The sequence below is a fragment of the Enterobacter sp. UNJFSC 003 genome (assembly GCF_036903355.1).
Lineage (GTDB): Bacteria > Pseudomonadota > Gammaproteobacteria > Enterobacterales > Enterobacteriaceae > Enterobacter.
Window position 1 is genome coordinate 1 of sequence record NZ_JBAKHK010000148.1, and the last position, 275, is coordinate 275.

Consider the following 275-nt stretch of genomic DNA (forward strand, 5'->3'; position numbering starts at 1 on the left):
CCCCAGATCAACGGAATGATTTCGTTTAATTGACATACGCATTTCCTCCGGCACGGTCAAAATTCCATCCACGTTCAAACGGTGAAAACAGGGTGTAGCGGCCGTCGAAGTTCACCCGTATCGTTCCGGTTGGTCCCTGCCGCTGTTTGCTCACAATGATTTCAGCAACGCCCTTATCCAGCGTGCCGGAGTTATAAACCTCGTCACGGTAAATAAACATAATGAGGTCAGCATCCTGCTCCAGCGCCCCGGAATCACGCAGGTCACCGTTATTG

The 275-nt window shown here is 51.3% G+C and carries 1 protein-coding gene; it reads right to left on the minus strand.

What is annotated here, in order from left to right:
• Nucleotides 1–25: 25 nt before the first annotated feature.
• A partial coding sequence (locus V5P19_RS23530; RefSeq protein ID WP_334407961.1) for a DnaB-like helicase C-terminal domain-containing protein occupies nucleotides 26–275 on the minus strand: 250 nt, incomplete at its 5' end.